Annotated in this window: 9 protein-coding genes; 3 read left to right on the top strand and 6 right to left on the bottom strand. The window is 64.1% G+C overall.

Going from position 1 to position 7,585, the window contains the following annotated elements; genetic code table 11:
- A partial coding sequence (locus ACK4OE_RS24225) for a hypothetical protein (protein WP_409888901.1) occupies nt 1–207 on the bottom strand: 207 nt, incomplete at its 3' end.
- 302 nt (nt 208–509) lie between these two features.
- On the opposite strand from ACK4OE_RS24225, the gene ACK4OE_RS24230 reads away from it, so the two are divergent.
- On the top strand, nt 510–1,544 hold the full coding sequence (locus ACK4OE_RS24230; protein ID WP_409888903.1) for a c-type cytochrome: 1,035 nt from the start codon (nt 510–512) through the stop codon (nt 1,542–1,544).
- A gap of 205 nt (nt 1,545–1,749) precedes the next feature.
- Here ACK4OE_RS24230 and ACK4OE_RS24235 read toward each other — a convergent pair whose 3' ends face one another.
- From ACK4OE_RS24235 to ACK4OE_RS24255, 5 genes are all read right to left on the bottom strand, one after another.
- The gene (locus tag ACK4OE_RS24235) at nt 1,750–2,496 is read right to left on the bottom strand and encodes a plastocyanin (RefSeq protein WP_409888905.1); all 747 of its coding nucleotides are present in this window, start codon (nt 2,494–2,496) and stop codon (nt 1,750–1,752) included.
- Between the two features lie 12 nt (nt 2,497–2,508).
- Nucleotides 2,509–2,970 (bottom strand): group I truncated hemoglobin, encoded by a 462-nt coding sequence (locus tag ACK4OE_RS24240; protein WP_409888906.1) that lies wholly within the window; start codon nt 2,968–2,970, stop codon nt 2,509–2,511.
- Between the two features lie 12 nt (nt 2,971–2,982).
- Entirely contained in the window at nt 2,983–3,927 is a 945-nt protein-coding gene (locus ACK4OE_RS24245; RefSeq protein ID WP_409888908.1) for a DUF3034 family protein, read from the bottom strand.
- A 173-nt stretch (nt 3,928–4,100) separates the two neighbouring features.
- Nucleotides 4,101–4,892 (bottom strand): anti-sigma factor domain-containing protein, encoded by a 792-nt coding sequence (locus ACK4OE_RS24250; protein WP_409888910.1) that lies wholly within the window; start codon nt 4,890–4,892, stop codon nt 4,101–4,103.
- Nucleotides 4,893–4,915: 23 nt separating this feature from the next.
- Nucleotides 4,916–5,491, bottom strand: coding sequence for an RNA polymerase sigma factor (locus ACK4OE_RS24255; RefSeq protein ID WP_409888912.1), 576 nt, complete (start codon nt 5,489–5,491; stop codon nt 4,916–4,918).
- A gap of 299 nt (nt 5,492–5,790) precedes the next feature.
- On the opposite strand from ACK4OE_RS24255, the gene ACK4OE_RS24260 reads away from it, so the two are divergent.
- On the top strand, nt 5,791–6,141 hold the full coding sequence (locus ACK4OE_RS24260) for a c-type cytochrome (protein ID WP_409888914.1): 351 nt from the start codon (nt 5,791–5,793) through the stop codon (nt 6,139–6,141).
- Nucleotides 6,142–6,385: 244 nt separating this feature from the next.
- Entirely contained in the window at nt 6,386–7,411 is a 1,026-nt protein-coding gene (locus ACK4OE_RS24265; protein ID WP_409888916.1) for a methionine synthase, read from the top strand.
- Nucleotides 7,412–7,585 lie beyond the last annotated feature (174 nt).

Consider the following 7,585-nt stretch of genomic DNA (forward strand, 5'->3'; position numbering starts at 1 on the left):
CGCCCACTGCACGCCCACAAACAGCAGCGCGGCCAAAGCGCCACCCCACTGGTCCGGCAACCAGCGGGGTACGGCCACCAACAGCGCAAAGGCCACTGCGCTGGCAGCCCACAACAGCCCACTGCTGCGCGTGGTCAGCGGCACGGGGCTGCCAAAGCTGTAGGGCAGCTCGGATTCGATAAGTGCAGGAGTGGTTGTGCGGGTCAAGGTGGCCTCCCTGGGTGCGCAATAAAACAGCAAGCCAAACCAAGCCTGCTTTGGTGGGCGCTAGGTTACCCGGCCTTGGCATTGGCATTGGCATTGGCATTGGCATTGGCATTGGCATTGGCATTGGCGGCGCACGCGAGCGCTGGGCGCGCTGCGGGACTACACCAGTGGGGCTATTGTGAAAAATGTCACCGACTGTGTTCCACCCTGCGGTGGTAGGGGATCACAAACCGCTTCATCGAATTCACAATCCGGCGCCTGAACACGTTGTTTGACGAATCATTCGAAGAAAAGAGAGCCGCATGAAACGCTGGTTCAAATGGACCGCTGGCAGCGCATTGCTGCTGACCGTCATCGTTGCCGCCACGGCAGCCAGCGGCCTGTATATGGCCGAGCAAAAGCGCAATCGCTACATCGACATCAAACCCCGCCCCGTGGCCTACACCACCGAAGCGCAGACGATTGAGCACGGGCGGTATCTGTATGCATCGCGCGGCTGCACCGACTGCCACGGCGCGCAAGGCACGGGCCGCGAGTTTGTGAACGACGGCAAGGGCACGCGCATCGTCGGCCCCAACATCACGCCCGCTGGCGTGGTGGAGCGATACCAGCCTGAAGACTGGAACAGCGTCATCCGCCACGGCGTCAAGCCCAATGGCTGCCCGGTGCTGGTGATGCCCAGCGAGGACTACAACCGCTTTACCAACGACGACCTGAACGCACTGGTGTCGTACGTGCGCCAGTTCAACCCCCAGGAGGGAACGCAGGCTGTGGTGGAACTGCCCCGCCCCGCCTGGGTGCTGTACGGCCTGGGCGCCATCCCCGACGCCGCCGCGCGCATCGACCACCAACTGGCGCCATCGCGCCCCGTGCCCGCGGGCTTGACGGTGGCCAATGGCCAGTACGTAGCCAACATGTGCATCGGCTGCCACGGCGCTGACCTGTCGGGCGGCAAGATCCCGGGCGGCCCACCGGACTGGCCCGCTGCATCCGACATCCGCCCCGGCAAGGACAGCGCCATGGCTCGCTACGCCAGCAGCGCCAGCTTTGTGACCATGCTGCGCACCGGCAAGCGGCCGGATGGCACGCCGATTCAGGTGATGCCGTTTGAGTCGCTGGGGCAATTGAGTGATGTGGATGCGCAGGCGTTGTATTTGTTTTTGACTTCGCCCGCAGGGAGTACCAAGGCGGGGGGTACGGGTGCGGGGGCGGGCAATGGGAATGTGGGGCGTGGCGCCGGGGATGCGCATCTGGTGCGGGTGGAGCAACCGCAGGGGCCACAAGATCGGCCGTCGAATGTGCCTTCGGTTTCTTCGGGGTTGCGGATGCCGGGGTGATGTTTTGTCTTGGATTTTTGGTGTTTTTGGCTGCTAGCGCTTATCTGTCAAGCGCTGGTAGCTACTGTTTTTATAGTTACGGCTGTGCTTGGTTTTGGGGCGGGGGCCGGGGTGTGCGCCCGGCCTCCGCCCTCAACAAAGGCACGCACCACGATCAGCGCCAGGATTCGACAAGCTCAGCCCGCACGGGCTACCAACGAATCGCTCAATGCCGATGCGCAACCTGCTCCCCATGCCCTGCAGGCCCCTGGCTATAGCCGCCCATTGGCCCGCCAGGAGTCGTAGAAGGAGTAGCAGGCGGCGCCCGCCGCACGCGCGGCACCACGCTCAGCTGCACGGTGTCCAGCACCGGCCCGGGTACCACATTCAAAGCCTTGCGCGGCAAATCAATCAACTGCTCAGCGTGCCACACCCGCACCTGGGCGGCGCCATCCGGCACGCCCGGAAATCGGGCAATACCGTCGGCATCGGTCTTCAGCGTCCAGCCCGAATCCGTCACAAATACATGGCCGCGCATGGAGCCGTGCAGGTGGCATGACAACAGCACCACACCCGCCGCATCCAGCTTCACCTCGGTGAAATTGGCGGGTTTGCCGTCCGCCTTGCCGGCCAGGCGCAGTTCAAAACCCGCGTTGGTGGGGGCTGCAGCCGCAGAAAGACCCGCCGCAGCTCCGCGCACGTGGTGGTCCCAGCGGTCCTGGTTGGTAAACCGCACGGTGGCACCGGGCTCGACCACCGTGACGGCGGGCAGGAAGCGCATCTTTTCCTGCTCGATGGTGGGATTGGCCTGTAGCAGGCTGGGCGGTGTGCCGCCCGTCGCGCCGGGGTACACCACCACCACCGCTTCGGGCACGGGCTTGCCGTCGCGGTCCAGCACCTGGATTTGAACATTTCCGGCGCTAGCGCTTGCCCACAAAGCGCTGACAGCTACAAAAATAATAGTATTTTTCATGTGTTCATTTTTTCAGCGGATGGTGATCACATCGCGGTGCATGGGCGCCAGCAAGGCCAGCAGGCGGTTTTGCTGAGCGAACGGTATGCCCTGGGCATCCATGGCGCTTTGCAGCACCTCCACCAGGGCGTTGAAATGGCCCTTGTTGATGTCCATGTCGGCATGGGCCGATTTCATGTCAGCGCCTTCATATTTGCAAGGGCCTCCGCTCAGTTGGCAAATCTGGTCGGTCAGGCTCTCCTTCAGGGCGGCCGGTTTTACGTCCTTGAAGTGACCGCCGATGCGCGGGTCCTTCACCAAGCGGTTTACAAAGTCGTCCATCAGGCGGGTGATGCCGGGCTTTTCACCCAGCGCCTGGTACAGGCCCGCGGGCGCCGTGGTGGTGACCATGCTGGGGGTCTGTGCAAAGGCGGGCTGGGCCAGCAGGCCACCCAGGGCGATGGCGAGGGCGATGAGGGTTTTGGAATGCGTCATGGATGTGTCTCCTCAGAAAGCGACTTGGGCCGACAGGTAGTAGCCGGTCTGGCGGCGGTTGTTGGTGATGCCGGGCACGATGCGGCCCAGGTCCACATAGGCCAACGTCAGCGACAGGTTCTTGCTGGGTGCCCAGGCGATGAAGATGTCCTTCCAGTCGTCCTCGCGCAGCGCAGCGCCCAGGCCGGCGGCAGCGCCCAGCGCCTGCAGGTTGTTGGGCTTGAAGCGGTACTCGGCACCTACCGCCAGGTTCTTGTTGATGAGGTACGCAATGGAGAACTCGGGCTGCAGGCTGCGGCTGTTCTTGCCCGGCGCGGCAGAGCCAAAACCCAAAAGGCCGTTCTGGTTGGCGTTGGTGTAACGCAGCGTGCCATTGATGAGCAGGCTCTGCGCCAGCAGCAGCTTGGTGGCGCTCACATACACATCTGTCCCACGGGTCTTGGTGCCCAGAAAATCCAGCACCGACCCAATGGAGCCTGGATGCGTCTGTTTGTGCTCCAGGCCCACGGCGATCTGCGGCATGAGCGAGTCAGCGTTCAGCACCGCATCGCCCGCGACCTTGACCTTGATGCCGATCACATCCATCTTGATGTGCTGCCCCGGAGTGACCCCAAACGGCGCAATGCCGTTGAGCGCGATGGCGGGCGACGCGTCAAAGTCCTGGCGCGCCAGCGACAGCTCCACCCGGTCATGCAGGCCCACAGCCAAGCCGTAGCCATTGAGGCTGTAGTCCTGCGTGGCAGCGCGGGTGACGTAGCCCGAAAACCCCACCTCGCCTGCGGTGGCGTTGCTGCCGATCACGGCCCAGGGCGTCAGGCCTCCGCCAGCCGACCCGGCGATGGTGCTGACGCCCCCCGTGAGCAGCAGCTTGCCCGTATCGGCATGGGCTGCACCGGTGGTGGCAAGGGCCAGCGCTGCGGCAGCAGCCAGGAAAGTGAAGGGGGGCCTGGATGTCATCGTGGTCTCCGGTGAAGAAACGGGTTGTAAAAAGTTGTTGCAACTTACATACGACCGCGGATGCAGACCGGATTCACGAATCCCGGATATTTTTTTGCCCGATCGACGCGAATGTCGTCATTGCTGACGCCCTGCGCTCAGTTGGGCAGGACCTCAGGCAACCAGTGCCTCACTCAGAGCATGCGCTGGATCAGCTCACCCTTGAAAAGCACCGGCCCTGTGGGCCCCGTAGCGCTGGGTACGCCGCCCTTGGGCTCCAGGCTGATCGCCAGAGTGGGCACCTGGCGTACGTCGGCCTCGCCCGCCACCAAGGTCAGCAGCTTGTCCTGCCCCAGCACGCCCAGCGATCGCGGGCCGCCGGCGGGCGGCAGCGCCCACAGTTGCAGCGACTTGTCCGCGCCTTCCTGGAAGCCGCCTACGCGCTGCAGCACCAGCTGGTTGTTTTTGGGGTCGAAGGTGACCAGCATTGAAGCAGCCGCCTTGTCGTCGGCCAGCACGGCCACGTACTGGATCTGTGGCGTGGCCTGCAGTTGCTGCTGCAGCGTGGCAATCTGCGCGCCGGTGGTGGCCCGCAGGCCTCCGTTGACCTGCACGCCGACGACGACCGCCGCCAGCGTGGCAATGGCCCCCGCGGCTGCAGCACCGCGCCATACCAGCAGGTTGCGCCACCAGCCGCCGGGGGCTGGGGCAGGCTGGGCAGCGCGCGCTGCCTGCATGGCTGCCGCAGACTTGTCGGCCTGCACCAGGTTGTCGATGCGGGTCCACACGGCCGGTTCGGGCGCAATGGCGGGCTGCAGCTCGGTCAGGCCCGACCAGCGGGTCTGCCACACCAGGGCAGCAGCACGCACGGTGGCGTGTTCACGCGCCAGGGTTTCAAAACGGCGGCGGGCTCCGCCGCGCAGTGTGCCCAGGGCGTAGCTGGCGGCCAGGCGGTCGACGAGTTCGGGGTATTGGGTGATGTTCATGGCAGCGGTTCCTCCAGCCTCATTCAGGCGTAGCGCGCCATGCAGGTGCGCAGCTGCTCCAGACCCCGGCGGATCCAGGTCTTGACGGTGCCCAGCGGCAGTTTGAGCTGCTCGGCCAGCTCGCCGTGGCTCTGATCGCGCAGGTACGCAAGGCTTACCACCTCGCGCTGCTTGTGGTCGAGCTTGCCCAGGCAATGGTGCAGCGCAAACGACTGCTCGCTGGCATCGGCCGCGTCCATGGGGTTGGGCGAATCGCCCTCCAGGGTCTGCGCCAGGTCGTCGTCCAGCTCGTTCATCAGGTCGGCCCGGTCGCTGCTGCGCTTGCGCAGTGCATCAAGCGCCCGGCTGCGCACTATGAGCCCCATCCACGCCATGGGCGGACTGAGCGATGCGCGGTAGTTGCCAGCACCCCGCCAAATGCCCAGAAAGGCCTCCTGCAGCACGTCTTCCGCCACATCGCGGTTGCGAACGATGCGCAATGCCAGGCCAAAAAGCGGTGACGAGGTGCGCTCGTACAGCCTTTTGAGCGCGGAGTCATCCTGCGCGGCGATGCGGTCTAGAAGGTCCATCAGGTCACGGTCTGGTTGGGGGGTGCTCATGCGCCCATTCTCTGGGAAAGGTCGGTGCTCACGGAGTGGGCAATGCTTGCTGTTGTAGGTGAATACGCCACAAAACGCTGTGTGGATGCAAAGAAGGACATAAAAATCTGTGTTTCTGACCCAGGTGCCCCCTGCCGCTGCGTGAATCCAAACGCGCACCCCAGCCGTATAGCCAACACGCAACACCGCACAACCCGCAGCGCTGCGCGCAGCCACAGCGGCCCCCGCGGCCATCGACGAACACAAACACCGCAGCCATGCCCCACCTCTTCAAATTACCTTGTGTCCGAATTTGCGCTATGGCGGCTGCTCTGCTGTGGGCCGCCCACGGCATGGCGGCAGCCCAGTCTGTGGAGCGCGGTCGCTCCGTGTATGCAGCGCATTGCAGCAGCTGCCACAGCGTGAACGTGCATGGCGACGGCCCCGCACATGCGGGCGTGGTGGGGCGCCGCGCGGGCGCGCTGAAAGACTTTGACCCTTCGCCCGCGTTGCAGCGCAGCAAGATCCTGTGGACCCGCGCCACGCTGAAGGCCTGGCTGACGAACCCCGAGGCGCTCATCCCCGGCCAGGGCATGGACTACCAGCTGGACGATGCTCAGGGCCGGGAAGACGTGGTGGCGTATCTCGCCACGCTCAAGCGCCTGCGCTGAGGCAGCGCATGGCACACGCCGATCGGCGGTGTATTCAAAATTGATAGCTGCTGGCGCTTTATGGATAAGCGCTAGAGGCCAATTTTTCTCGTAAAGCAGGCCAGGCTGGGCCTGTCTGAATGGAGACACCCTCATCGGCGCTGCCTGCGGTCACGTCCCCCCCAGCGTGCCATCGATGGCAGGTCGGGAAATGCGTCCCGACGTATGCTCGCCACCTCCCTCTTTGCTTCAAAGGAATCCTCCGATGTTTGAAACCTCCATCGCCGGCAGCTTGCCCAAGCCCGCCTGGCTGGCTGAAACCAACAAGCTCTGGCCCCAGTGGATGGCCGAAGGCGATGCGCTGCGCCAGGCCAAGGCCGACGCAACGCTGCTGTGGATCAAGGCCCAGGAAGACGCAGGCCTGGACATCGTGGGCGACGGTGAGCAATCGCGGCAGCACTTTGTGCACGGCTTCCTCGAACAGGTCGAGGGCATTGACTTCGAGCACAAGGTCAAGATGGGCATCCGCGACAACCGCTACGACGCCATGGTCCCGCAGGTGGTCTCTGCCTTGCGACTGAAGGGCCGGGTCCACGCCTTCGAGGCGCAGCTGGCGCGCGCGCATACGAAGAAAAAGCTGAAGTTCACCCTGCCCGGCCCCATGACCATCGTCGACACCGTGGCCGACCGCTTCTACGGCGACAAGGTCAAGATGGCTTTCGCGTTTGCAGAGCTGCTCAACCAGGAGGCCCTTGCGCTACAGGCCGACGGCGTGGACATCATCCAGTTCGACGAACCCGCCTTCAACGTCTACATGAAGGATGCCGCCGACTGGGGCGTGCAGGCACTGGAGCGCGCAGCGCAGGGCCTGACCTGCACGACGGCAGTGCACATCTGCTACGGCTACGGTATCAAGGCCAACACCGATTGGAAGAGCACCTTGGGCGACGAATGGCGCCAGTACGAAACGGTGTTCCCGGCGCTGGCCAAGAGCAGCATCGACCAGGTGAGCCTGGAATGCATCCACTCCCACGTGCCGCCCGACCTGATGAAGCTGTTGGCCGGCAAAGACGTGATGGTCGGCGTGATCGATGTGGCCAGCGACGTGATCGAGACACCCGAGGAAGTGGCAGACACCATTGGCCGGGCGCTGGAATTTGTTCCGAAGGAGCGGCTGTTCCCGTGCACGAACTGCGGATTGGCGCCAATGAGCCGGGACGTGGCGTGGCGCAAGTTGAAGGCGCTGGCAGAGGGTACGAAATTGGCGAAGGAGCGGCTCGCCACGGCGTGATTTCCAAAGGCGCCGCGCCGTTGGTCGCGCGGCGCTCGTGACAGGCTGCAAGCGGCCGAGGCTGTGTGAAAACCCAACCCACAACCGCTGCTAAAAATTAAAATAACGGCACCCGATTTGAGCGAGGTGCCCATGAAGCGATTCATCGAAGGCGAAGACCGACAACAGGTCACC

The organism is Acidovorax sp. (genome assembly GCF_046314175.1).
Taxonomy (GTDB): domain Bacteria; phylum Pseudomonadota; class Gammaproteobacteria; order Burkholderiales; family Burkholderiaceae_C; genus Acidovorax.

Excerpts from the sequence above, each read along its gene's own strand:
- ACK4OE_RS24230 (WP_409888903.1), top strand. The coding sequence starts at position 510 with ATGAAACGCTGGTTCAAATGGACCGCTGGCAGCGCATTGCTGCTGACC.
- ACK4OE_RS24235 (WP_409888905.1), bottom strand. The coding sequence starts at position 2,496 with ATGAAAAATACTATTATTTTTGTAGCTGTCAGCGCTTTGTGGGCAAGC.
- ACK4OE_RS24240 (WP_409888906.1), bottom strand. The coding sequence starts at position 2,970 with ATGACGCATTCCAAAACCCTCATCGCCCTCGCCATCGCCCTGGGTGGC.
- ACK4OE_RS24245 (WP_409888908.1), bottom strand. The coding sequence starts at position 3,927 with ATGACATCCAGGCCCCCCTTCACTTTCCTGGCTGCTGCCGCAGCGCTG.
- ACK4OE_RS24250 (WP_409888910.1), bottom strand. The coding sequence starts at position 4,892 with ATGAACATCACCCAATACCCCGAACTCGTCGACCGCCTGGCCGCCAGC.
- ACK4OE_RS24255 (WP_409888912.1), bottom strand. The coding sequence starts at position 5,491 with ATGAGCACCCCCCAACCAGACCGTGACCTGATGGACCTTCTAGACCGC.
- ACK4OE_RS24260 (WP_409888914.1), top strand. The coding sequence starts at position 5,791 with ATGGCGGCTGCTCTGCTGTGGGCCGCCCACGGCATGGCGGCAGCCCAG.
- ACK4OE_RS24265 (WP_409888916.1), top strand. The coding sequence starts at position 6,386 with ATGTTTGAAACCTCCATCGCCGGCAGCTTGCCCAAGCCCGCCTGGCTG.